Annotated in this window: 21 protein-coding genes; 3 read left to right on the plus strand and 18 right to left on the minus strand. The window is 66.1% G+C overall.

Annotation, left to right across the window (positions count from 1 at the left end; genetic code table 11):
- Positions 1 to 2: 2 nt before the first annotated feature.
- Genes HGB41_RS12285 through gspG form a run of 11 tightly spaced genes read right to left on the minus strand, consistent with a single transcriptional unit; the run spans position 3 to position 9592 of the window.
- Entirely contained in the window at positions 3 to 749 is a 747-nt protein-coding gene (locus HGB41_RS12285) for a type II secretion system protein (protein ID WP_212760910.1), read from the minus strand.
- Between the two features lies 1 nt (position 750).
- On the minus strand, positions 751 to 1137 hold the full coding sequence (locus tag HGB41_RS12290) for a type II secretion system protein (RefSeq protein WP_229422986.1): 387 nt from the start codon (positions 1135 to 1137) through the stop codon (positions 751 to 753).
- A gap of 5 nt (positions 1138 to 1142) precedes the next feature.
- Positions 1143 to 1616 carry a type II secretion system protein gene (locus tag HGB41_RS12295; protein WP_171084647.1) on the minus strand — a complete coding sequence of 158 codons (474 nt, stop codon included), beginning with the start codon at positions 1614 to 1616 and terminating at the stop codon, positions 1143 to 1145.
- Between the two features lie 19 nt (positions 1617 to 1635).
- The gene (locus HGB41_RS12300) at positions 1636 to 3717 is read right to left on the minus strand and encodes a secretin GspD/PilQ domain-containing protein (protein WP_171084649.1); all 2082 of its coding nucleotides are present in this window, start codon (positions 3715 to 3717) and stop codon (positions 1636 to 1638) included.
- Entirely contained in the window at positions 3717 to 4286 is a 570-nt protein-coding gene (locus HGB41_RS12305) for a hypothetical protein (protein WP_171084651.1), read from the minus strand. The genes HGB41_RS12300 and HGB41_RS12305 overlap by 1 nt, the downstream gene beginning before the upstream one ends.
- Positions 4283 to 4852 (minus strand): hypothetical protein, encoded by a 570-nt coding sequence (locus HGB41_RS12310; protein WP_229422987.1) that lies wholly within the window; start codon positions 4850 to 4852, stop codon positions 4283 to 4285. The genes HGB41_RS12305 and HGB41_RS12310 overlap by 4 nt, the downstream gene beginning before the upstream one ends.
- Positions 4849 to 5412, minus strand: coding sequence for a PilN domain-containing protein (locus HGB41_RS12315; RefSeq protein WP_171084654.1), 564 nt, complete (start codon positions 5410 to 5412; stop codon positions 4849 to 4851). The genes HGB41_RS12310 and HGB41_RS12315 overlap by 4 nt, the downstream gene beginning before the upstream one ends.
- Positions 5409 to 6230 carry a hypothetical protein gene (locus HGB41_RS12320; RefSeq protein WP_171084656.1) on the minus strand — a complete coding sequence of 274 codons (822 nt, stop codon included), beginning with the start codon at positions 6228 to 6230 and terminating at the stop codon, positions 5409 to 5411. Before HGB41_RS12320 ends, HGB41_RS12315 begins: the two co-directional genes overlap by 4 nt.
- Positions 6223 to 7905 (minus strand): GspE/PulE family protein, encoded by a 1683-nt coding sequence (locus HGB41_RS12325; protein ID WP_171084658.1) that lies wholly within the window; start codon positions 7903 to 7905, stop codon positions 6223 to 6225. The genes HGB41_RS12320 and HGB41_RS12325 overlap by 8 nt, the downstream gene beginning before the upstream one ends.
- A gap of 24 nt (positions 7906 to 7929) precedes the next feature.
- Positions 7930 to 9120, minus strand: a complete 1191-nt coding sequence (locus HGB41_RS12330; RefSeq protein WP_171084660.1) for a type II secretion system F family protein — start codon at positions 9118 to 9120, stop codon at positions 7930 to 7932.
- Between the two features lie 46 nt (positions 9121 to 9166).
- Complete coding sequence (gene gspG / locus HGB41_RS12335; protein WP_229422988.1) at positions 9167 to 9592, minus strand: type II secretion system major pseudopilin GspG; 426 nt, start codon at positions 9590 to 9592, stop codon at positions 9167 to 9169.
- 501 nt (positions 9593 to 10093) lie between these two features.
- Between gspG and HGB41_RS12340 the strand changes: the two genes are divergently transcribed.
- Complete coding sequence (locus HGB41_RS12340; protein ID WP_212760911.1) at positions 10094 to 10906, plus strand: NF038120 family PEP-CTERM protein; 813 nt, start codon at positions 10094 to 10096, stop codon at positions 10904 to 10906.
- A gap of 37 nt (positions 10907 to 10943) precedes the next feature.
- On the plus strand, positions 10944 to 14147 hold the full coding sequence (locus HGB41_RS12345) for a S8 family peptidase (protein WP_171084666.1): 3204 nt from the start codon (positions 10944 to 10946) through the stop codon (positions 14145 to 14147).
- A 136-nt stretch (positions 14148 to 14283) separates the two neighbouring features.
- On the opposite strand, the gene HGB41_RS12350 is transcribed toward HGB41_RS12345, so the two are convergent.
- Positions 14284 to 14715: a hypothetical protein gene (locus HGB41_RS12350; RefSeq protein WP_212760912.1), complete on the minus strand. Its 432-nt coding sequence runs from the start codon at positions 14713 to 14715 to the stop codon at positions 14284 to 14286.
- A gap of 317 nt (positions 14716 to 15032) precedes the next feature.
- Here HGB41_RS12350 and HGB41_RS12355 point away from each other — a divergent pair, with 317 nt between their 5' ends.
- Complete coding sequence (locus HGB41_RS12355; protein WP_171084670.1) at positions 15033 to 15359, plus strand: hypothetical protein; 327 nt, start codon at positions 15033 to 15035, stop codon at positions 15357 to 15359.
- 105 nt (positions 15360 to 15464) lie between these two features.
- Here the strand turns inward: HGB41_RS12355 and HGB41_RS12360 are convergent, their stop codons facing one another.
- The 6 genes from HGB41_RS12360 to HGB41_RS12385 form a co-directional block, all read right to left on the minus strand.
- Positions 15465 to 16058 carry an NF038129 family PEP-CTERM protein gene (locus tag HGB41_RS12360; protein WP_171084677.1) on the minus strand — a complete coding sequence of 198 codons (594 nt, stop codon included), beginning with the start codon at positions 16056 to 16058 and terminating at the stop codon, positions 15465 to 15467.
- A gap of 30 nt (positions 16059 to 16088) precedes the next feature.
- On the minus strand, positions 16089 to 19067 hold the full coding sequence (locus HGB41_RS12365) for an ExeM/NucH family extracellular endonuclease (protein ID WP_171084685.1): 2979 nt from the start codon (positions 19065 to 19067) through the stop codon (positions 16089 to 16091).
- A 225-nt stretch (positions 19068 to 19292) separates the two neighbouring features.
- Positions 19293 to 20354 (minus strand): TIGR03790 family protein, encoded by a 1062-nt coding sequence (locus HGB41_RS12370; RefSeq protein ID WP_171084687.1) that lies wholly within the window; start codon positions 20352 to 20354, stop codon positions 19293 to 19295.
- A gap of 120 nt (positions 20355 to 20474) precedes the next feature.
- Positions 20475 to 21191: a PEP_CTERM-anchored TLD domain-containing protein gene (locus tag HGB41_RS12375; RefSeq protein ID WP_171084694.1), complete on the minus strand. Its 717-nt coding sequence runs from the start codon at positions 21189 to 21191 to the stop codon at positions 20475 to 20477.
- A 154-nt stretch (positions 21192 to 21345) separates the two neighbouring features.
- Complete coding sequence (locus tag HGB41_RS12380) at positions 21346 to 22764, minus strand: mannose-1-phosphate guanylyltransferase/mannose-6-phosphate isomerase (RefSeq protein WP_171084696.1); 1419 nt, start codon at positions 22762 to 22764, stop codon at positions 21346 to 21348.
- Positions 22761 to 23939 carry a nucleotidyltransferase family protein gene (locus HGB41_RS12385; protein ID WP_171084698.1) on the minus strand — a complete coding sequence of 393 codons (1179 nt, stop codon included), beginning with the start codon at positions 23937 to 23939 and terminating at the stop codon, positions 22761 to 22763. The genes HGB41_RS12380 and HGB41_RS12385 overlap by 4 nt, the downstream gene beginning before the upstream one ends.
- Positions 23940 to 23946 lie beyond the last annotated feature (7 nt).

The raw sequence follows: 23946 nt of genomic DNA on the forward strand, positions 1-23946 counted from the left end.
GCTTAGCGCCCCGATTCCTGGGCCGGAGCTTCCTTCGGCTCGTCCTTGTCCTTCTCTTCCTTCTTGTCGTCGTCGGACTCGTCTTGCGCGGGCGGCTCGTCCTGCGGCGGTTCGGGCTCGGGTTCCGGCTCCGGTTCGGCGCGCGGCGGCGGTTTCAGTTCCTGCATCGGCGCCTGGGCCGCCACCGGTTCGGCCACCGGCCCGGCCGGCAGCTCGGGCGGCGGCTCCATCGTCACCTGCGGCTGGGGTGCACCCGGCCGTGCGGTGGGCGCTGCGCCCTGCCCCTGGGCCATGAACTTCCAGTCCGCCAGGCGTTCCTTGTTCTCGAAATTGGGGAAGCGCTCGTCGAACTTCGCCAGCTTGAGCGGCTGCCGTTGCGACAAACTGTGCACGCCGAGAATGCGGCCGCCCTCGCCGGCGCGTACCAGTCCCCACTCGGCCTGGCCGGTCACCGGGTCGACGAAGATCTTGCGCAGGTGGCGGCGCGGGCTCGGGAAGCGCGTATCGCGCAGCAGTTCCTGCAGCGACAGCGGTTGCGGGGGCTGGCCGCGCGGGGTGGCCTCGGCATAGCTCTTGAGCGCGGCGCTGAATTGAAAGCCGATTTCCAGCAGTTCGGTTTCGGCCTGGGCGCGCTGCAGCAGCGCGCCCACCTTCATGGTCGCTGCGCCGACCAGGCCGATGATGAAGACAAAGATGATCAGGCCGAGGTAGGTGAACCCGGCCTGGCGCGAAGCTGCCCTGCTCAGCACCTCACCACTCCGCGTAGGCCGTGCCCTTGCGGCCGTTGCCGGGGGCGCTGCTGCGGACATTGCCGACCGCGCCCTGCTCGCCTTCCGGCGGCGGCTCGACGATCCAGCCGTCGCGCGTTTCCGTGATCGGGTCCATCGGCAGCTCGCGCAGGTATTTTTTCTCGACCAGTTGCTCGAGCGACTCGGGATAGCGCCCGGTATCGGCGTGATATTGGTCGATAATGGCGCGCGTGTTGCGCAGGTTCTCGAGCAGGATCGTTTCCTTGGTGGAGTCGATGCTCGGGAAGAAGCGCGGCACCGCCAGCGTCAGCAGCAGCGCCACGATGCCCAGCACCACCAGCAGTTCGATCAGGGTAAAGGCGCGCGGGCGCCGCGGGGAAATGCGCATCGGGCTCACCATTTGTTGTAGGGTATTCCGTTCAGGCCCGGCTTCTCCGAGATTGAATACACGTCGTAGACGTCGTCGCCCTCTTTCGGCTCGTCCGGCTCGCTGGCATAGCTGCGCTTGCCCCAGGTGGCGGCGTCCGCCAGTTCCGGGTCGCGATTGAACGGGTCGCGCGGCAGGCGCCGCATGAAATAGATACGGGCCTGCTTCGGGCTGCGCAGGTCGCGCACGCCCTCGACCAGCATCTCCAGGCGCGGCGGGTAACCGGTAGCGCCGGCGGCCTTCGCTACGCGGCCTTCGTCGCTGGCCTTCTTGTAGGCGTCGATCCCGGTACGGATTTCGCGCAAGGCGCGGCGCAGCTCGACTTCGTCGCGGCGCTGGGCCGTGACCTGGGCCACCGGCACCACCAGCGTTCCCAGCAGGGCCAGGATCGCCAGCGTCACCAGCAGCTCGATGAGCGTGAAGCCGCGCCGCGCATTCATGGCTGAGTTACCCGTCGCGTCACTGCTGGGCAGGCGGGGTCGACGGAGGCGGCGTCGGGACCGGGATGACCTGGATGGTCACGGCCGTTGGCGTGCCTTGCACCGCGCCGGGCGCAGGCGCCGGGACGGCACCCGGCGGCGCCGATGGCGGCGAGCCGGTTTGCGGCGTCACCGGCAGCTGCGACGGCGGCACCGAGCCCGGCGCAGCCGGCGTGCCCGGGCCGGCGGCGGCGCCCGCAGGCGGCTGGACCGCGCCCTGCACGGTGCCTGCGGCACGGGCGGCAGCGGCGGCGGCGGCCGCGCCGGCCACGCCGGGCAGCTGTACCGGCGCGCGCACCGTGCTGTCGGGGCGGCGGCGGAAGCTGGCCTCGGTGCCGGCGCCGAATTCCGACGCCGATGCGGCAGGACGCTGCACGGTGCGCACCAGGCGCGGCGTGATCGACAGCACGATCTCGGTGCGGTCGTTCTGGTCGCGGGTGCTGCCGAACAGGCGGCCGAGGATCGGCAGGTCGCCGATGCCCGGCACCTTGCTGCCGCTGGAGCGGTCTTCGTTGCTGATCAGGCCAGCCAGCACCTGGTTCTCGCCATCCTTCAGTTGCAGCAGCGTGGTCGCCGAACGGGTGCCGATGCGGTAGGCCACGGTGCCCGAGCGGGTCGTCACCGATTCGCCCAGCGTGCTCACCTCTAACGAGATGCGGATCGCCACTTCGTTGTTCAGGTAGATGGTCGGCTCGACGTTCAGGGTCAGGCCGACATCGACGTAATTCACCGACTCCGAGGCGAAGCCGCCCACGCCCGACGAGATCGTGGTCGAGATGTTCGGGATCTTGTCGCCGATGACGACCTTGGCCTTCTCCTTGTTGCGCACGCGGATGCGCGGGTTGGCCAGTGTATTGGAGTCGCCGTCGGTCTTGTTGGCATTGACGGTGGCGGTCAGTTCGCTGATCACGCCGATATTGCCGCGGTTCAGGCCGCGCAGCTGGTCGATGGTCAGCGGGGCGCCATCCAGGCCTGCCAGCGGCGCGAAAGACAGCGAGCCAGGCCAGGAGATACCGAGGTCGGTGATGCGGCTGCGCTTGATCTCGAGCACCTCGACATCGAGCATCACTTCCGGCTCCGGCACGTCCTGCAGGGCCACCAGCTGGGTCGCCACGCGCACCGCTTCCGGGCTGTCGCGCAGGATCACCAGGTTGAGCTTTTCGTCCACCACCACGTCGCGCGACTTCAGGATGGTCTTGAAGGTATTGGCGATGTTCTTGGCGTCGGCATTGGCCAGGAAGAAGGTCTTGACCGTCATCTCCTGGTATTCCTTCAGCTTGGCCGCGATGTTCGGGTAGATCAGGATGGTATTGCCATCCATGACCTGGCGTTCGAGCTGGTTGGTCATCAGGAGGTAGTAGACGGCCGCTTCGACGGTGCTGTTCTTCAGGAAGATCGAGGTGCGGTTGTCGGCCTTGACGTCCTTGTCGAACACGAAGTTCAGGCCCGAATGGCGCGAGATGACCTCGAACACCTGCTTGAGCGGGGCGTCGCGGAATTCCAGGCTGATGGGTTTACGGAAGCTCGCTGCCAGCGCGGCCTCGCCGGCCGGTGCCGCCTCGGCCTTTTCGTTCACTTCAAGCAGCAGCTGGCGCGCCGGCTCGTGGCCCGGGCGTTCGGTCAGGACCGCGTTCAGTTTCTGGCGCGCGGTATCGAGCTCGTTCTTGTCGAAGGCAGCGCGCGCCGCATCCATCGTGCCGGTGTGGCGGCGGTCGGCTTCGATCGCACGCAGGCCGGCGCGGGCGCGTTCGTTGGCCGGGTCGAAAGCCAGAACGCGGCGGTAGTCCTGCAGCGCCAGCTCGGGCTGGCCGGCGGCCAGGGCCTGCTCGGCCTGGCCCATCAAACGGCCGGCGGCGCTGTCGCGCGCGCGCAGGTAGGCCGTCTTGTACTGCGCGTTGTTCGGGTCGGCGGCGACCGCCTCCTGGTATTTCACCAGGCCGGCCGCCACCTGGTCTTTGGCGACCAGGGCATTGCCTTCCTGGTAGGCGCGCTGCCCCGCACAGCCGCCGAGCAGCACGACTATCAAGCTGGCTGCGAGCGCAGTATTCCGGAAACGAACCATTAGTCGAATACTCCAATATTAAGCTGTTGAACCTGGTTCAGCGGCAGGTAGGTCAGGGTCAGTACCGGCGGCTTGATCGCGTCGACACGGTAGGTGCCGTCGATGACCATGTTTTCGCGCACCAGGTGGGTACGGTCGCCGCGCACCAGGTAGATCTCCCAGGTGCCGTCCTGCAGCGATTTGCCGATATACGTAAAGGGCAGCGGCGGCGCGACGGGAGCCGGCGCTGGCGGCGCCGGTTCGGGCGGCGGTGGCGGTGGGGGCGGCGGGGTCCAGTCCTGGCGGCCGAATACCGCGCCCCTGTCGTCGCCCGTATTTTCGCCCTCACTGGCGCCGAAGCGGTCCTCTCCCCCGCCGATCAGGGTCTCGCGCGGCACCAGGCGCAGGATGGCCGGTGCGCCGGCCTTGGCGGCAGGCACGGCATCCTCAGGCACCGGTGCGGCGGCAGCCGTGGCCGGGGCACGCTCGACCGGTTCCGCTACGGCGTCTTCCGGCGTGCGGTCGCCGAATACGACCAGGCCGGCAGCCAGCACCAGCGCAGCCCCCATGGCGATGTGACGGCGCTTCATCGCGGCACTCCTGCGGTGGCGGACAAGTAGAGCGTCATGCGCAGGCGCGCCTCGACGTTCTCGTCGCCGATCGCGTCGCGGCGGAAGCTCACGTCGTCGAGCGAGGCATGCGGCACCGCGCGCAGCGCATCGAAGGCGAACTGCCAGATCGCCGCATACTTGCCGGTCACCGGCAGGTTGAGCTGGTAGGTGTACAGTTTTGCGTTGCGGTCGTAGGTGCTGCGGTATTCGCCCTGGCGCAGCAGCAGGCCGTTCTTCCCGGCCAGCGCGAACACCAGCTTGAGCTGGCGCTCCACCTTGCCACGCTCGCCCAGCGCGCCGTAGAAATGCGCGAGGTTCTGGTCGGCGCTCGGCGGCGCAGCCGGCGGCGGCGGTGGGGCCGGCACGGCGGCCTGCAGGCGGGCCGCCGCATATTCCTGTTGCACGGCGGCGCGCGCCATGGCGGTCCACATCATCGCGCCGATGAGCGCCACCAGCAGCAGCACAGCGCCGCCAATCAGCGGATTCATGCGGCGCAAGGCCAGTTGCAGGCGCAGCCACAGTAGGGAAAATGCCGCGCCGTTCATTGTGCGCCCTCTCGTGGGCCGCCCCACTGTGCGGCGACCTGGAAGCGCAGGGGACGGTTCGGGTCCTGCTCCGCGATCTCGTGGCGCGTCAGCACGACCGAGCCGAACCAGCTTTGCTCCTGCATCCGCGCCACATAGGCCAGCATGTCGTCGCTGTTGCGGGCTTCGGCGGTGATGCGCAGGGTGCGGCGCTTGGCGTCGGGTTCCAGCGCCAGCAGCGCGACGTTGGACGGCGTCGCCGCGCGCACGGCGTCGAACAGATCGCGCCACGGCAGGTTGAGCTGCATGACGGCGTCGTTGACCGCCTGCACCTGGGCTTCCGGCAGCGCCAGCTTTGGCTGGGCCGCCAGCTGGACCGGGCGCGCGGCCTGGCTGCGCGCCGCCAGGGCCAGGTGCACGGCATCGAGCTGCTCGCGCTCTTCCTGGTAGGCCTTGAACTGCATCACCGCGCCGAAGCACAGGGAAGCGATGGCAAACAGCAGCGCGGCGCTGCCGGCGGAAGTGCGGAACAGGGTGCGGCGCAGCGATGTCGGCGCGAAATCGATATGGACAGGTTTCATGCGGGGATTCCTGTGCGCGCCAGGCGCACGTGCAGCGGCCAGTCGCCGGCGCTGTCGTCTTCGAGCAAGGTGCAGGCGAATTCCGGGTGGGCGGCAGAAATGGCCCAGCCGGCTGGCACTGCCCCGCACAGCTGCAGGCGTTCGGGACGCCCCACGCCCACGCGCAGCGCCTCGCGCGCCACATGGGCTTCCAGCCAGTCGCGGCCGATCCCTGCCGGAATGACGGCAGTGCGCACGGCCGCCAGCGCCATGCCCTCGAAGGCGGCAAGCGACAGCACGCCGCCGTGCACCAGGCCGAACCAGGCGCCCGGACGGCGCTCGCGGCGCCAGGCGTTCATGGCGGCGACGAATTGCGGCACCACCTCGACCAGGGTAAACCGGTGTTCGCGCGCCAGGACTTCCAGCAGTTCCACCAGGCCGGTAGGGACGGCTGCAGCGAGGAACGGACGGCTGGCATGCCAGTCGGCGCTGATGCGCCACTCGTGCGCCGGGGCGCCGAACAGGCCCTGGAAGCGGAAGGCGGCGGCGGCCTGCAAGTCGCCCAGGCGCGAGGCGCCGCCTGGGGGCGGCACCTGCCACAGGTGCACCAGCTCGTCGGCCAGCACGACGGTCACTGGCCATCCATGCGGGGCGGCTTCCTGCAGCAGCGCGCGCAGGCCATTGGCCAGCGCATCGGGCGCGCCGGCTTCGACCGGCTGCACCGCCAGCACCTCGCTTGACGCCGCCAGCAAGCCGCGCACGCGCAGCAGCGCCAGGCCGTCGGCGGCGATACCGAGGCGCAGGGATTGTCCAAGTCGCTGGGTGGGCCAATTAGGCATGCAGGGTCACCCGTTTGATTTCGTCGATGGTGGTGGCGCCGCGCTTGACCAGGTCGAGGGCGGCCAGGCGCAGGCTGCGGGTGCCATTGGCATGGGCCGCGGCCTTGATGCGGCGGATCGGCTGCTTGTCCACGATCAGTTCGCGGATCTCGTCGTTGAGCGTCAGGATCTCGGCGATCGAACGGCGCCCGCGGTAGCCGGTGCCGCGGCAGTCGCCGCAGCCCTTGCCGCGCATGAAGACGTAATCAAGCACTTCCGCGCGCTCCAGGTGCACCGAGGCCAGTTCGAGCGCGTCGGGCTCGTACTGCACGGCGCAGTGCGGGCAGTTCATGCGGATCAGGCGCTGGGCCCAGATGCCGTTCAGCGCCGACACGAAGGCATACGGGTCGATGCCCATGTGGGTGAAGCGGCCGAACACGTCGAACACGTTATTGGCGTGGACGGTCGTGAGCACCAGGTGGCCGGTCAGCGCCGACTGCACCGCGATCTCGGCGGTCTCGCGGTCGCGGATCTCGCCGACCATGATTTTGTCGGGATCGTGGCGCAGGATCGAGCGCAGGCCCTTGGCAAAGGTCAGGCCCTTCTTTTCGTTCACCGGGATCTGCAGGATGCCCGGCAGCTGGTATTCGACCGGGTCTTCGATCGTGATGATCTTCTCGCGGCCGTTGTGGATTTCGGTCAGCGCCGCGTACAGCGTGGTGGTCTTGCCGGAACCGGTCGGGCCGGTCACCAGCAGCATGCCGTAGGCTTCCTGCGCCAGCTTGCGCAGCGTGACCAGCGAGGGCGCGTCGAAGCCCAGCGCTTCCAGGGTCAGCGACCCGTAGGATTCGATCATGGCGCGCTTGTCCAGGATACGGATCACCGCATCCTCGCCGTGGATGCTCGGCATGATCGATACCCGCAGGTCGATGTCGCGCCCGCCCGATTCGACGCGGAAGCTGCCATCCTGCGGGATGCGGCGCTCGGCGATGTCGAGTTCGGCCAGCACCTTGATGCGCGAGATGATGTGCTCGGCCAGCTCGATGCCGCCCACCGTGGCCGCATGATCGAGCACGCCGTCGACCCGGTATTTCACCGACAGGCCGCCGGCGGTGCTTTCCAGGTGGATGTCGGAGGCGCCCGCCTTGAGCGCGTCGTACAGGGTCGAGTTGACCACCTTGACGGCCGGGCTGCCGGCCTCGGACACCGAGGCGAAGGACAGCACCTGGTTGGCCTTGCCGTCGCGCCGCGTCTCGGTGCCCCCTCCAACCAGGCTGTCCACCGCGCGCGCGGATTCTTCCTGCTTCGACAAATAAGCCTGGATATCGGACTGCAGCGCCAGGCACAGGTCGAGCGGGGATCTGGCGCTGGCGCGCGCCTGCGCGCCCAGCCAGGTCTGCAAATCGAGGTCGAAGGGATCGGCCAGCACGCCAATCAGGCGGCCATCGAGGCCGCGCAGCAGCACGCAGTGGCGCGACATCGCTTGCGCCAGCGGCAGCAAATCGAAGGCCGGCGACTGCGCCAGCATGGCAGCAGTTTCCATCACGGGCAGCCCGAAGGGCGCGGCGAGGTCGCGCACGATTCTCCGCGGCTCCTGGCCGGTCAAGCCTTCGAGTTCGGCCACCAGGCCGCGGGCGGAGCCCTTGGCCAGCGCGCGGGCGCGTGCCAGCAGGGTCGCGTCGAGTACGGCGCTCATGGTTTCGCTTTCATGACATCGCATTTACGACATATCTCCGGCTAGATCGAAGATCGGCATATAAAGAAGGACCACGATCGCCCCGACCACCAGCCCGATGGCCGCCATCAGCAGCGGCTCGAAAGTGCGCGTGAAACGGTCGATCCAGCGCGTGATCTCGCCATCGTAGAAGGCGGCGGACTGGGTCAGCATCGGCCCCATGTCGCCGGTGCGCTCGCCCACGCGCAGCATGCGCAGCGAGATCGGCGTGGTCAGGCCGTTGGCTTCAAAAGCATTCGACAGCGGCTGGCCCGATTCGATGGCGGCGCGCGCATTCGCCAGGCCCTTGCGCACCGTGCTGGAGACCATCGGCTGCACGGTCTCGATGGCGTTGACGATGGTGATGCCGCCTTCGGTCAGCATGCCCAGCGTCAGGTAGAGGCGCGAGAGCTCGTAGATGCGGGCGCGTTCGCCGATGCCGGGAAGGCGCGCCAGCAGGCGGGCGACGCCGCCGCTGCGGAGCAGGTGGCGCACGCCCGCCACCAGGCTGCCGAGCAGCACCAAGGCGGCGATCCCGATGGCAGTGCCGTGGCTGGACGCGAACTGGCCCCAGTCGAGCAGCAGCTGCGACATCCACGGCAGCGAGCGCCCTGCCCCCTGGTAGACCTCGGCGAATTTGGGCACCACATAGCCGATCAGGAAGCCGCTCACGCCGCCGCCCACGATCAGGAGGATGACGGGATAGATGGAGGCGCTGACGATCTTGCTGCGCACGATATCGATGCGCTGCTGGTAGTCGATGTAGCGCGTCAGTGCGCGCGGCAAATCGCTGGTGCCCTCCGCGGCGCGCACGATGCCGACATATAAAGGCGGGAACAGATCAGGCTGGGCCGCCAGTACGGCGGAGAAGCGCTTGCCCTCGCGCAGGCCGCCGAGCAGGCGTTCCAGCACGCTGCGCGCGCCGGGGCTGGCTTCCTTCTCCAGCAGGGCTTCCAGGCTTTCGACGATACCGAGGCCCGCGTTGAGCAGGGCCAGCAGCTCCTGGCTGAACAGGACGATGGACAGCTTGCCTGCGCGCTGGCGCGCCAGGCGCGTGCCGCCGCGCGCGGGTTCGATGGCGCTCACGAACAGGCCGCGCGCCTCGACCTGGCGGCGCGCTTCGAGCGCATCGGCGGCGTCGACGACGATGTTCGCGATCGACATGTCGGGCGCAAGGGTACGAACGGCAAACTGCATGGAGGCGTGCCCGGCTTAGAACTGGGAAAAGTGGCGCAGCAGCGGATTACTGCGACGAGATGTCGGCGTTGTCGCCGGTCCCGCCAGGCTGTCCATCCTTGCCCAGCGAGAGGATCTCGTACTCGGCCTTGCTGCCCGGCGAGCGGTACTGGTAGACGCGGCCCCATGGATCCTGCGGCACGCCTTTTTTCAGGTAGGGACCGTTCCACTTGGCGCCGGCGCTCGGCGGCGCGGTCATCAGGGCGCCCAGACCTTCTTCGGCGCTCGGGTAGCGGCCGACGTCGAGGCGGTAGGTGTCGAGCGATTTGTCGAAGGCTTCGATCTGGGCCTTGGCGACCGTGACTTCGGATTTGCCAAGCTGGGAGAAATATTTCGGGCCGACATAGGCGGCTAGCAGGCCGATGATCACGATCACCACCAGCAGTTCGAGCAGCGTGAAGCCGCGGGTGCGCTGGGTCCGGTTTTGTTTCATTACTGCATACATCCGACTGACTCCTCTGTTGCTCCACCGACAAGACTTTGTGTATTGCATCCTGGCTGCGTGCCCCCTGTTCCAAGCCACTCCGGCCGGAGGGTTACGACGCCCTGCGCCGAGCAGGCTACCACGGCCTTATTAGTCGCGACAACTTTTCTTTCAAGCCAGTCAACTTGGCGCGATCTGTCTCCCGGCGGGGCATATCCGCCCTGCCATACTTTCCGATGTGCTGTCATCGTTGCCCACAAGAATGTGGCGGATTTCGGACAGAAAAAGATGGTTACTTGAAACCGCACTTTGTTAGGAGAAACAGAATTTTCTACGGCTCACTTGCTTGCGCAAAAAATTTCCTACGTTAAAATTTTTTACATAATCATTATTTCCTTTGCTATATTCGGTTGCAACCCGTAACGGAAAATGCGGGTGGAAAACAAACGCTGGGAACGGCACAGCAATCGGCACTACCAAACAAACCAACTAATAAAGGTAACCAGACTGATGAAACGCGAAAACCAAACCGATGCGCGCACCTCCGCCGTGCCCGCTGTCCTGAAAAACCTGCTGTGCGCATCGGTCGTCGCTGCCCTGGGCGCCTTCGCTCCTGCGCAGGCAACCGTCCTCACGTTTGAAAACGTCCAGAACGTCGTGACCAGCGCGCTCAAGGACGGCGACACTATTTACAACACCGGCGACCAGTTCATGGACCAGCATTTCCTGCTGCAAGTGCAAAGCAGCTCGACCGCGGATGCTGGCGAGGTCGGATTCGTCGGCGCCCAGATTCAGTCGAACAATGATTTCGCCTGCCTGATTACCGCTTGCCCGGCCGACGGCGACGGCGCGTATTACGCCGGCCTGAACGACGGCTCCGTCCGGATCACCAGCACGCTCGCCAACAGCTGGTTCCGGCTGCAAGGCCTGTCGTTTGCCTTCGTGGCGCCGGTCCAGGGACTGGTGAATTTCAGCTATGGCCGCCTGATCCTGAGCGGCACCACCAGCGCCAATGACAAGATCACCAACTCGTTCGATTTTCCTGGCCAGAACGCGAGCGGCGCCTTCGTGTTCTCAGATCTCGCGGTCGACAATGCCTTCAGTTCCGCTGTGCTGACCAGCCTGACCATCAATGCCTGCCTGTTCGATGGTGACGTCTGCCAGACAGACCACCAGCTTACTCAGAACCAGGCCCAGTTCGCCGTAGATAACATCAACCTGGCCGAAGTGCCGGAGCCGGCCACGATTGGCCTGATGCTGATGGGCGTGGCCGGCCTCACCGCCGCCCGCCGCCGCAAGGCCAGCAACAAGGGTAGTAACTAAGCGCCCGCCGACCTCTACCGAACAAGGAAAAAATAATATGAAACTGCGTCCTGTATCCCTCGCCGTGCTCGCGCTGCTGTCGAGCGTGGCCATGAGCGCTTCCGCCGATGACGTGCGCCGCTCCTATATCGTACAACTGGCCGACAAGCCAGTCGCCTCCTACACCGGCGGCGTTGCCGGCCTGCAGGCAACCAAGCCGGCCGCCGGCCAGCAGCTCAACGTCGGTGCCGGCGACGTGCAAGCCTATGTCGCCTACCTCGACCAGAAGCAGAACAGCGTGCTGTCGAGCGTCACCGCGGCCCAGGTCACCCACAAGTACAAAGTCGTCTTCAACGGTTTCGCAGCCTTGATGACCGATGCCGAAGTCAAGGCACTCAAGGGCAACCCGGCGGTTGCCGCCATCACCGCCGACGAAGAGCGCCAGCTCGACACCAACTACACCCCTGCCTTCCTGGGCCTCGACAAGCCAACCGACGGCCTGTGGAACCAGCAGGCCGGCGGCAAGCAGAAAGCTGGCGACGGAGTCATCATCGGTGTCGTCGACGGCGGCATCTGGCCGGAGAACAAGGCGTTTGCCGACCGCATCGACGCCGACGGCAACCCGACCTTCGATGCGGGTGGCACCGAAGTCTTCGGCGCGGCCCCAGCCGGCTGGAAAGGTGCCTGCGAGACCGGCGAGGGCTTTGCCGCAAGCCATTGCAACAACAAGCTGATCGGCGCGCGCTTCTTCAACAAGACCTTCAAGCTGAGCGGCCGTACCCAGCACTGGTCCGACTTCACCTCGCCACGCGACTCGGTCAACGGTCCGAGCGGCCACGGCGGCCACGGCACCCACACCGCCAGCACAGCGGGCGGCAATGGCGGCGTGGCAGCGAACCTCAATGGCCTGTCGATGAACAGGGTCAGCGGTGTTGCCCCGCACGCCCGCATCGCGGCTTACAAGGTCTGCTGGACTTTCATCGATGCTACCAACCCGGACGGCAGCGGCACCCGCAACAGCTGCTACAGCTCGGACAGCGTGGCCGCGATCGACCAGGCAGTCATGGACGGCGTCAATGTCATCAACTTCTCGATCAGCGGTTCGCAGACCAGCGTGGCCGACGCGGTCGAACTGGCCTTCTTCGGCGCGGCCGATGCCAACGTGTTCGTGGCCGCCTCGGCCGGCAACTCCGGGCCGGCCAATACCGTGGCCCACCTGAGCCCATGGATCACCACCGTCGGCGCGTCGACCCACAACCGCCTGAACGGCGCCACCGCCACCACCGGCGCCGGCGTCTCTTACGTTGGCGCGTCGCTGAACACCACGGCGCTACCGCTGACGGCGGCGATTTCGGCGCGCGACGCCGGCCTGGTCCCGTTTGCAACCCTGAGCGCTGCCGACCAGTTGGCACGCCGCCTGTGCTATACCGCAGCCGACCGCACTGCTTTCGGTGGCACTGCCGCCGGGGCGCTCGACGCCAGCCTGGTCGCCGACAAGGTCGTCCTGTGCGAGCGTGGCAACAGCGCCCGCGTCGACAAGAGCCGCGCCGTGGCCGAAGCCGGCGGCAAGGGCATGGTCCTGATCGACACCGCGAACTCGCTGGTATCCGAAACCCACGCCGTTCCGACCGTTCACCTGAGCCTGGCAGACGGCAGCGCCCTGCGCACTTATGTGCAGGGCAACGCCAACGCGACCGTGTCGATCGGCACCTGGAGCCCGCAGATCGGCAGCGCTCCTGCCCCCGTGATGGCCAGTTTCTCGTCGCGCGGCCCGAACCGTGGCTATAACAACATCCTCAAGCCGGACCTGACCGCGCCGGGCGTCGACATCATCGCCGGCTATACGCCAGTCAAGACCGAAGCCGAGCGCAACGCGATCGCCGACGGCAGCGCGGTGCCGGAAGCGGCATGGGCCTCGATCCAGGGCACCTCGATGTCGAGCCCGCACGTGGCCGGCCTGGCCGCGCTGCTCAAGCAGCTGCACCCGACCTGGTCGCCAGCCGCCATCAAGTCGGCCCTGATGACCACCGCCGGCGCTACCTTCAACGACGGGCAGCCGGGCGCCGCCAACGGCCGCCTGCCATGGGCCCAGGGCGCCGGCCATGTGGTGCCGAACAAGGCCACCGATCCTGGCCTGGTGTACGACGCCGGCACCACCGACTACCTGCGCTACCTGTGCGGCGTGGGCGGCATTGTGGGCGCGTCGACCTGCCAGACAGTCGGCAGCATCCCGGCCTACAACCTGAACCTGGCTTCGCTGACCGCCGGCAACGTGCTGGGCAAGCTGACCATGACGCGCACCGTCACCAACGTCAGCGACAAGCCTGCGACCTATAACGCCACGGCTACCCTGCCGGGCTTCTCGGTCGCAGTGTCGCCGGCCACGCTGAGCCTGGCGCCTGGCGCCAAGGGCAACTTCAGTGTCACCCTGACCCGCACCGACGCACCGATGGATGCCTACAGCTTCGGTGCGCTGGAATGGCGCGACGGCACCCACGTGGTGCGCAGCCCGCTGACCGCACGCCCGTCGGCCTTCGTGGCGCCGGCGCTGCTGCAAAGCGAGCAAGTCACCGGCAATGTCGTGTTCACCGTCGGCACCGGTTTCAGCGGCAAGCTGGGCGCGAACAAGGGCGGCCTGAAGGCGGCTACCCTGAACGAGCAAACCGTAGGCACCACCCTGGCGGCCGATGGCGGCGTATTGGAGTGCAAGAACGGCGGTTCCAGCGGTGTCACGGCAACCTCCTTCACCGTCCCTGCCAACACCATGGTCGCCAAGTTCTCGCTGCGCGACATCGACACCAGCGGCTTCAAGGCCGGCATGTCGGATGACCTCGACCTGATCATGTTCAATGCAGCAGGTGTGCAGGTGGGCTACAGCGGCACCGCCACCTCGAACGAAGTGATCACCCTGATGGCGCCGGCCGCCGGTACATACCGGGTCTGCGTCGCCGGCTATGCGCCTAACGGCGGCAGCGCCAACTACACCCTGGCATCGTGGATCGTCGGCAGCGCTGATGTCGGCGGCAACCTGAAGGTCGGTCTCCCAGGCAGCGTGTTCGTCGGTGGCACCGCCTCGGCAGCCGCCAGCTGGTCGGGCCTGACTCCTGGCCAGCGCTACATGGGAGCGGTGCAATACCTGATGGGTACCACGCCACTGTCGACCACGCTGCTGGAAGTCGACGCGACCAATCCGGTGCCTGTGCCGGGTGCGGTCACCAAAGCAGCAGCGGAAACCACGAGGACGGCTGCGCTGGCTGACTAAGTACGAAGACGCAAGCGTCGCAAGACAAAAACGCTGCGTGCCTCAGGGCACGCAGCGTTTTTTTATGCTGAAAAAAATGACTTGTTTGTCAGTGCAGGCCGGGATCCTGGCCTGCGGCACTTAGTGCAGTGCGCTGTCAGCTCGCCGGGTTCGCAGTGCCGAGCTGGCAGGTGCCGGCGGTGCAGACCGCGCCCGGGTCGGGCATGAACTGGCAGGTGGACATCATGCCGGACCTGGCATTGGCCGCCTGGCGCTCTTTCTGGTGCTGTTCGGCCAGGACACGCAGTGCCGCTTCCTTGCCGCCAGCGGTCGAAAAGGCCAGGTAAGCCTCGGGACCGCCGCAGGCACGCGCACCGACCGGCAGGCTGCGGCACTGCCCGCTTTCCGTACAGGCTGCGCTGCCGATCGCCGCGCGCAGGCGCGCCAGGCTGTCCTGGCCCTCGGCCAGCGGGGTGGAAGGCGCCGCTGCGGTCGATGGCGACGGCACGGCGGTTTTACGGCCCGGATCCTGCGCCTGCGAAGTGCAGGCAGTGCAGCCGAGCATGAGGAGAAGGAGGAGTTTGTGCATGGCGCCATCTTCGCCCGGCACCCGGGTGTGGTCAAGCGAATCACGGAGTTGTCAAGAGTTCTTTTCCAAATAGAAAACTTCGCTCCTCTCGTTGCCCACGTGCAACACTCAAATGTTGACGTAGAGCATCATTTCCTCATGGGTAGTTTTTATTGCTTCATGGATATACGCATCAACTTCCCTTAACGCCTAGAAAGATCGCGTAAAAATCTTTCCAAATATTAACATTGCAAGTTCTTTATCGAAATAAATTGAGCATCGGAAAAATTTACTCACTACAATAGAATCTGTTACCGACGAGCTTGCTCCAAACGATCATGAATTTCTCCAGCTTCCGCACTGTTTCCATCATCGCCCTGAGCGCCCTTCTTACCGCCTGCGGCGCCGGCCAGCAGGACACCCAGGTCTCGGTTCAACAAGGCCCGATGCAGCTGGCTTCGACGGTGAGCAGCACCTCCGCAGCACCTGCAGCCGCAGGTAACAGCGCTGGCATGGCCATCGCTGCCGCCGTCCCGAACAGCCCGGTGCCGGACTGCGCCGCCGAAGGCTGCGCCAGCCTGCGCATTATCGACGGCAACGCAGAAGCCTACCGTATCGACGCCATGCGCCGCGCAGCCGCCGTCGACGGCAGCGGCCAGTCCTGATTTTTCCGGCGCCGCACAGGCGCCTGCCATCAATAAAAAAACACACCAGCCTTGCGGCATGGTGTGTTTTTTTTGTCCCTGCGGCGCCCGGCCGCAGGGACCTGCTCAGCGGGCCGAACGGCGCAGCGTAAAGCCCAGCAAAGCCAGTCCGGTCGACATCAGCAGCCAGTCCGACGGTTCCGGCACCGCAACAACGCCGCCGATGCCCGGCGCAGGATCAACCGGCAAGGCGGTATCATCGCCTGGCAGCAAGGTGAAGGTGAAGCCGGAGAAGCCTTCGAGCGCATTGAAGTCCAGGTCCGACAGGCCGACGCCGAAGTCGGAGGCCAGGCCTTCGCCCAGCGAGTCGAAACGCAGGTCGAAGGTGAAGACGCCGCCGAAGTTCACGGCCTGGCTCACGAAGGCGAGGTTTTCACTGGAAATCAGGGTGAAACCGGTGGCGCGGGTGCCGCTGGCGAAGTTGTCGAAATACACCTCGGCGCTGTCGTCGAAATCGCCCGTGAAATTGCTTGCTACCGCCGTTCCCGTCGCGCTGCCGATCAGGCCGCCATAGCTCAGGTCGAGATAACCCGACTCGCCCTGCCAGGTGGCGGTGTTCAGGGAAACACGGTAGATCGGGCCGGCGAGTGCCGCCGGTGCTGCCGAAACGATGCATAGCGCCAGCAGCGCGCGGATAAACAGGTTCTTCAGGTTGCTCATGTCGTTGTCCTTGATCCTAGTAAGTGCGGCTTAAAGGGTGCCCGAGAGCAGTTTCGGCGTGTAGCCGATGGCGCTCTTCGACGGGTTGCTGAAGACCGTTGTCAGCGTGACGCTGGCGCCCGGGGCGAGTCCTGCAGGAAGCGTCAGGTAAGGCGCGCCCTCATGCGTGCCCGACGCTGCGTCCAGGCTGACGCCGGCGGTGAGGCCTTGCAGCACGAAATGCAGCGGACCGGCCAGCGGTGCGGCACTGGTGTTGGTGAACGTGACCTTGCCGGTGTACTTCAGGGTGGCACGGTTCATGGTCAGGCCGCTCTGCAGCACCTTCACGGAGGCAGTGACATCGGCGACCACCGGGGCCAGGGCCAGGCTGACGATCACCGGGTCATGGTCGGACGCACGGTAGGCATTGTCGGCGTACAGGTCCTGCGGCTTATCCTCGAGGTTGTAGTCGATCACTTCAGGCTCGTCCGCATTGTTGTGCCATTCGGCCGCGCCGGCCACCTGCGCACTCAGCGACGGCGTGGTTAGCGCGTGGTCCAGGTAGCCGCTCTGGCCGCCGAAGACATACGAGTAGGCCATGCCGTGCGGGCGCACGAAGCGCTCGAGCTCATTGACCAGGCCGGTGCCGGTGAGATAGGCGATCGGGTCTTCGAAGCCATAGGCGTTCATGTCGCCGATCACCAGCACGTCGTCGTCGCCCGCGCTGGCCTTCACCTGCGGGATGAAGAAGGTCGCGAGGCGCTCGGCCTGCTCGCGGCGGGTAGCGTTCCAGCAACCCTGGCCGTCACCGCGGTCGGTGTCCACGCCGGAACCGCCCGGGCAGCCTGCCTTGGCCTTCAGGTGGTTGACGATGACCGAGAACTTCGCGCCGTTGGTGGCCTTGAAGGTCTGCGCCATCGGCGGACGGTTGTTAACCCCGTCGCCATCCGACATCGACGCGCCGGCCAGCGTGACGGCCGCCGGCTTGTAGATCATCGCGACGCGGATTGCATCGGTGCCGGTCGCAGGCGGTTTCGGCACCACTGCATAGACCGGCCCACCGAGCGACACGTTCAGGCTGGCTACCAATGAGGACACGGCGGTGTCGCCGTTGTTCTGGATTTCCATCAGGCCGACCACGTCGGCGTTCAGCGCGGCCAGCGACTTGACGATCTTGTCGCGCTGGCGCACGAACTCGATCATATTGTTCGCACCGCGGCAATTGCTTGCGCGGGTGGTCGAGCCGATGGTACAGCCCTGGCCCGTGGCGCCCTCGACGTTGCTGCCGTCGACGAAGGTGGTGAAGAAGTTCAGCACGTTGGCGCTGGCCACCTTGACGCCGGCCGGCAGCACGGGTGCGCCGGTGCGCGGGTTGGTGCGCGAGAACACCGGGGCCATGGTCGGCTGCAGCTTGAAGCCGGCCCCGCCGCCGCCGAGGGCGCCGAAATCGAGCACGCCTTCCAGGCCGGTGACGGTGTCGCCGGTGCGCACCGTGCCATCCACGCCAATGTAGGGGATGGTGGCCGGCGTCACGAACAGGCCGTCATCGAGCACGATCTGGTTGTTGGCATTCGAAGCCGCCAGCGCGAGCGCTTCCGGGGTGCCCGGACGGTAGCGGTTGGTCGGGATTTCGCGGCGGCCGCTCGACAGGGTGAGCTCGCCGCGCGCGCCGACATAGGCGTTCTGGTTGACGGTGAGCGCGTTGGTGAAGCGCACCAGCATGCCTTCGAAAGGCTCGAGGCTGGCGGCAGGCAGCGCGATATTGGTGGCGCTGATCGCAGGGCCGGCGCCGATCAGCGACGACGTTGTATTGGTCAGTTCGGTATAGGTGCTGGTCGTGCCCGATGGCTGGTATTCGGTGACCTGGCCGGTGACGCGCACGAGGTCGCCCACCTTGCCTGCGGTGGAACCGAACACGAAGATGCCGTCCGAGGTGGTCGGGTCGTTGTCGCCGGCCGCATCCTGGATGAAATAGCCGCTGCCGACCTTGGCGGTGATCACGCCTTCCGTGGTCTGGATCGTATCGGCGTAGGTGCTGGCCGCGCCGGCGCCCTGGATCACGGGAATCGCCAGGTTGCCGCTGCTGCGCACGGTGACCGTGCAGCTCTTGAACTGGTTGGCGTCGTTGGTGAAATTGATGGTCACCGGGTGGTTGCCCGGGGCCACCGATGCATCGGCCACCAGCGTGACCGACGCGGCCGAGTTGATCGCGCCGGATGCCGAGAAGTTCTCGAGGCGGATGCCGGCGATGGTGGCCGAGGTGATGACCGCGCCGGTGACGCGGCTGTCCTTGTCGATCGCGCTCAGGGCGCCCGAGGCGCTGTCGCCGTAAGGGCGCAGGATCGATGCCGGGCAGGTCGCGACGATCGGCTCGGCGATCGGGACGCCTCCGCCGCAGACATTGAACGTGCTGTCGCTCTTGCGCGGGCTGACGGCGCCGACCGTGAAGTCGCCGGAATTCGAATCGGTATCGACGCAGCCGCCGGTCTTGCGCGAGGCCGAGGTGGTGTTCGAGAGGGTGGCGGTCGGGGCGGTGCCCTCGAAGCCGTTGGCGGCGGTGCCAAAGCCGACCAGGTCGACCACGGTAGCGCCGGTCGGGTTGGTGCCGCTCAGTGCCGTCTTGGCGCTGACCAGTGCGACCTTGCCGGCGGTACCCGACATCGCGATGCCGGCCTGGATATCGAAGGGCACATCGGTGGTGCCGCCCGTGCCCGCTACCTCACGGATCATGTAATACTGGCCCGGCTGCAGTTCCACCCCGTCCGGGATCGCCGTCACCTGCCAGGTACTGCCGCCGCTCGATGCGTACTGCACACTCCAGCCGCCGATCGCCACGGCCGAGCCGCTCCGATTGAAGATCTCGATGAAATCGTGGCGGAAAGTAGCACCGGCATTGCCACCTCCGCCGTACACCTGGCTGATGACGACGTTGGCCGGCTCGGCGTAAGCTGAGGCCGACAGGCTGGCAAGCAGTGCAGCCAGCACCGTGCGTCGTCCTGGAGTGTGTATTGAAGCAAGAAACTTGTTCATGGGGATCCTGGTGAGGTGGAGCGGATAATTGTCACAGAACATTTGTTAGCAGAACGCAATTTACCATTAGCAAAATGCATAGTAAATAAATTAATTGACAACTTGATGACAAGAAAAGAAACGATATCTGAACAGCCGGCCGGAAAGCCCTGCGCACGCCAGAACTGTCGGGAAAGCGCGACAGTTACATGATGGCGGCCAGCCAGGAGCGGCTGGCGGTAAGGGTTAGCGGCCGCGGTAAGGTGCGGCCAGCGGTTCGCCGATGAACAGGCCTTGGGCGGGCCAGGCGACGCTCTTCCAGTAGGCTTCAATGGCGCTGTCGCCGCCGAGGTAGCGGCGCAGCAGGACGGAGGGATTGGGGAATTTCTGCCAGTGGTTGCAGGGCTCGCTCACGGTACCGTAGCTGGCGGTGGCGCCGGCTTCGAGCCAGCGCAGGCTGCTCATCTGGCTGCTGCCGAGCAGGTCGCCGCCGAGCGAGGTCAGGTGGTCGGCCAACGCCCCGGGCACGAACCCGATCGTTTCCAGCTTGGCGACCTGGGCCATGCCGGTCTGGTAGACCAGCACATCCTGCACGCCTTCGAGCGCGTCGGCCTGCAACTGCTTGATGGCGAGGCGGCGCGCGGCCACGCGTCCCGGCGGCGGGAAAAAGCCGGCGCGGCTGTTGCGCGCCTTGTCCGTCGTTACCAGGTAATAGGCGGTGGCCGGCACGGTGCGAAAACCCGCCGCGATACCGCGGTCGACCAGGTCTTTTGCGCCCTGGCGCGACGGAGCCGCTTGGGAGCCGGCAGCCTGCAAGCTGGTGGGCAGCAGCATCGACGGGCGCAAACCGTGCTCGCTGTAGGGCCGCGCCGACTTGCTGTTGAAATAGGGACTGGGCTGGCCGGCGGCGCAGGTCTTGGCACACTGGCTGCCGTCGAAACCGAGCGTATAGGCGGCCGTGATCGAATTGCATTCCACTGCATACGGTGCGGTCCACACCATCAGCACGGCCTGGATGCCAGGCCCGAGTTTGCTGTCGATCTCTTCCTTCAGCAAGCGAAATTGCGCGGCGCCGATGCTGCGCGGCTTACCCGGAATCCGCACATGCACTACGTTGGCGGCCGGGATGTCGCGCCGCTTGCGGTAGTACTCGCCGATGGCCACGCTGTCGGGATCGTCGTCGTTGATGACGATGGCCAGCTGGGCTGGTTTCAGCGCAGCGGCGGCATCGGGGGCATGGAGCGCGCCAAGGGCGCACGCGAGAGTGGAGACAAGTGACAGGCAGGACGCACGGAAGCTTGGTCGCATGGAGGAGTCGCAGGATGAACGGGAGGCAGGGCCTGGCTCAGCCGCCATCATGCCACAAGGGATGGACCGGCCCGTTCACGGATGGGCCCGGCGCCCTGCCCCGGTTTTACTGCCGCCGGCTCAGCCTGCGCGCAGGCGCCTGCGGCGCCGCATTCCGGCCCAGCCCAGCACGCCCAGGCCGGCGGCCAGCATCGCCGCGTTGGCCGGCTCCGGGACCACCGAGACCGAATACATTTCGAGTGCATCGACGCGGAACAGCCGGCCCCCGCTGCTGAGGTCGATGATGCTGCGCCCCTCGGTCTCGCCTTCGAGCAGGCCATACGAGACCTGCCAGGACAAGGCCGTATCCAGCCGGTCATTGACCAGCAGATCTGGGCCAGCCCCAAAGGTAGGGCCGTGGTCGGGCACGTTGTAGGTCTGGCGCGCGCCCCGGCTCGGCAGGACGTCGTCGCTTGCCACCTGGCGCCATACCCGCGGGTCGGTGTAGTTGAAGATGAAGGCGGTGCGCTGCCACGAGCGCTCGGTGACGTGCCAGCCGTCGACGGACGACCAGCTCTGGGGGTTGTAGCCGCCGACCAGCCAGCTGTCGCCACCGGCATTACTCACCTGCATCAGGGTGAAGGTGGTGCCGCGCCCGTCCACGGCGGCGTGGAAATCGAGCGAATCGTCGCCCGGGCGCCGGGTATAGAGATTTTGCAGGTCGAGCCGGCCGGCGCCCAGCCAGCGCTCGAGCTGGCCATACAGCGTCAGGTCCAGCAAGGGCGCGCTGCCCTGTGCCTGTGCCGCCGGTGCCGCCAGGACGAAGGCCAGGGTTCCCGCCGCAATGATCGATTTCATGATGATCCCCCGCTCGGTTCTCGTCAGGCCATTGTATGCCCGCTACCCGCTGTGGGTATGCACGGTTGTCCTGGGCAAGACCGGGCCTGGAATGCACAAGGCCGCCATGGAAGTTCTCCCATGGCGGCCTTGCCTGCTACGGCGCGAAAAAAAATCAGGCGCGCTTGTAGATGTCCTCGAAGCGGACGATGTCGTCCTCTCCCAGGTAGCTTCCGGACTGCACTTCGATAATGTGCAGCGGCAGCTTGCCCGGGTTTTCCAGGCGGTGGTTCATGCCGATCGGGATGTAGGTCGATTCGTTTTCCGACAGCAGGCTGACCTTCTCGCCGCAGGTCACGCGCGCCGTACCCGACACCACGACCCAGTGCTCGGCGCGGTGGTGGTGCATCTGCAGCGACAGCTTCTCGCCCGGCTTGACGGTGATGCGCTTGACCTGGAAGCGGTCGCCGGCATCGATGCCTTCGTAGTGGCCCCACGGGCGGTACACCTTGGTGTGGTGCAGGTGTTCGGTGCGCGACTTGGACTTGAGGTGGTCTACCACCTGCTTGACGCGCTGGACCTGGCTCTTGTGGGTGACCAGCACCGCATCCTGGGTCTCGACCACGATGAGGTCCTCGACCCCGACCACGGCCACGATGCGGCTTTCGGCGCGCACCAGCGAATTCTTCACGCCGTCCAGGTAGACGTCGCCGCGGCGGGCGTTGCCGTTTTCGTCCTTCGGCTGCACTTCCCACAGCGCCGACCACGAACCGACGTCGTTCCAGCCGATGTCGGCCGGCACCACCGCGGCGTCGCGCGTCTTTTCCATCACGGCGTAATCGATCGAGTCAGACGGGCTGCTGGAGAACGCTTCTTCTTCAAGGCGGCAGAAGTCGAGGTCGCGGTAGCCGGTGCGCACGGCCTTCTCGGCCGCCTCGGCGATGGCCGGGGCGTGGGTTTGCAGTTCGTCCAGGAAGCGCTGGGCGCCGAACATGAACATGCCGCTGTTCCAGTAATAGCCGCCGTCGTCGAGGAAGGACTGGGCGGTGGCGGCATCGGGCTTCTCGACGAAGCGCGCCACCTTGTAGCAGTCGCCGCAGTGGGCGACCTGTTCGCCGCGGCGGATGTAGCCGTAGCCGGTCTCCGGTCCGGTCGGCACGATGCCGAAGGTGGCCAGTGCGCCCTGCCCCACCAGCGTGACGGCGCGTTCGACCGCGTCGCGGAAGGCGGCGCCGTTCTCGATGACGTGGTCGGCCGGCAGCACCAGCATCAGCGCCTCCGGGTCGATCGCCTTGAGGTAGTTCGCCGCCGCCGCGACGGCCGGGGCGGTGTTGCGGCCGACCGGCTCGAGCAGGATGCCGAGCGGGGTGATGCCGATCTCGCGCATCTGCTCGGCCACCATGAAGCGGTGGTCATTGCCGCATACGACGAGCGGCGCCATCAACCCCGGCCAGCCGGCCACCCGCTGCGCTGTTTCCTGCAGCATGGTCTTGTCGGCAACCAGCGGCAGCAGCTGCTTGGGCAGCACGGCCCGCGACAGTGGCCACAGGCGCGTGCCGGCGCCCCCGGAGAGGATGACTGGATAAATTTTCATGCGCTGACTTTCTCTTTCAATTTCTCGGTTTCGTTCTCGTTCTGGCCATCGATTTCAGTGCGTCCCGAGCGCCGGCGGTCGCGTGCATTGAGCCACTCGCGCGAGGAATACTCGGAAGCATGCTTCATCTCGCCCTTGCGGTCGACACTGTAGTCCTTGAAAACGATCATTTCATGCAATGTTACATCATGCAACACCCGTGTGTATTCGAACAACACGCTGCGCACCACTTCCGCGCCTTCGCAGATGTGGCTGCCGTGGCCGATCCAGGTCGGGCCGACGATCCGCGAGCCGGCCTCGATCTTGACGTTCGAGCCGATGTAGACCGGTCCTTCGATGGTCGTACCTTCCCAATCGATACTGGTATTCAGGCCAGTCCAGACGCCCGGTTCGATCTGGATGCCCGGCACGACCATGTGATTGACCTCGCCGGTCAGCACGGCCTGCAGCACTTCCCAGTAGTCGCTCATGGTGCCGATGTCGAGCCAGTTGAACGGGCGGCCCTGGGCGTAGAACGGCAGGCCGCGCTCGGCAAGCAGCGGGAACAGCTCGGAACCGATGTCGAAGGACACGCCCGACGGGATCAGGTCAATGACTTCCGGCTCGAAGATATAGATGCCGGTGGAAATGAAGTTGGATTTCGCTTCTTCTTCGCCCGGCTTTTCCTGGAACTCGGTGATGCGGCCGCTGGCGTCGGTGACCACCACGCCATAGGATGAGACTTTGTCCCACGGCACTTCCTTGGTGATGACGGTGGCCATCGCGCCCTTGCGGCGGTGCTCGAGCAGGGCTGCCTTCAGGTCGAGGTCGATCAGCGCATCGCCGCACAGCACGATGGTGGTGTCGTCGAAGAAGCCGCCGAATTCCTGGATCTTCTTCATGCCGCCGGCCGAGCCGATCGGCTCGGGCACGACTTCGCCGTCGTCCTTGATATAGCCTTCGAAGGAGTAGCCGATCTGGACCCCGAACTGCTCGCCTTCGCCGAAATATTCTTCGATTTTTTCGTGCAGCCAGCTGACGTTGACCATGATTTCGGTCACGCCGTGCTTCTTGAGGTGTTCCACGAGGTAGGCCATCACGGGCTTGCCCAGCAGCGGGATCATGGGTTTTGGCAGGTCATAGGTCAGCGGGCGTACACGGGTGCCCTTGCCTGCTGCGAGAATCATGGCTTTCATGGGACTG

Origin of the sequence: Telluria aromaticivorans, from assembly GCF_013003915.1 — a bacterium.
Taxonomy (GTDB): Bacteria; Pseudomonadota; Gammaproteobacteria; order Burkholderiales; family Burkholderiaceae_D; genus Telluria; species Telluria aromaticivorans.